The sequence below is a fragment of the Arthrospira sp. PCC 8006 genome (assembly GCF_046480465.1).
Lineage (GTDB): Bacteria > Cyanobacteriota > Cyanobacteriia > Cyanobacteriales > Microcoleaceae > Limnospira > Limnospira platensis.
The window spans coordinates 1-388 of sequence record NZ_PKGG01000590.1 but is presented as its reverse complement, the minus strand read 5'-3'; the positions used below and the strand labels follow the sequence as shown (position 1 = coordinate 388).

Annotated in this window: 1 pseudogene; it reads left to right on the top strand. The window is 45.6% G+C overall.

Annotated elements, in window-relative coordinates:
• Positions 1-264: 264 nt before the first annotated feature.
• Positions 265-388: pseudogene (locus tag B9T16_RS29510) on the top strand (RNA-dependent DNA polymerase); the annotation flags it as partial.

Genomic DNA, 388 nt, shown 5'->3' with positions numbered 1-388 from the left:
GCTGTAGTCCTGGGGTTATGATTCCCAAAACTGGGGGTGGCTGTCGCCGTTACTCTTTACTCCCTGATTTCTCAGTTGGTTCATGACCTTGAGTTCCCTGCCTTGTTTGGATTTTGCCACACGTCGGGACATATAAACAGTTATGGGATGGTCTAGGGATAAGAATGAGAGTGCGTCTCCCTATATTTCACCAAGGGGTGAAAGTCCCACTAAGAGGTTATTTCGGGCATTGCAGCCCTATTTCACTCCTAAACGTTTCGCACCAATCCCATTGAGTATAACGGCAAGACTGAAGAACCCGGGTTTGATTTTCTAGGATTCAACTTTAGGCAATATCCGGTAGGAAAATATAAATCTGGAAAAACTGGTGGAGCAGCAAGCCGATTAA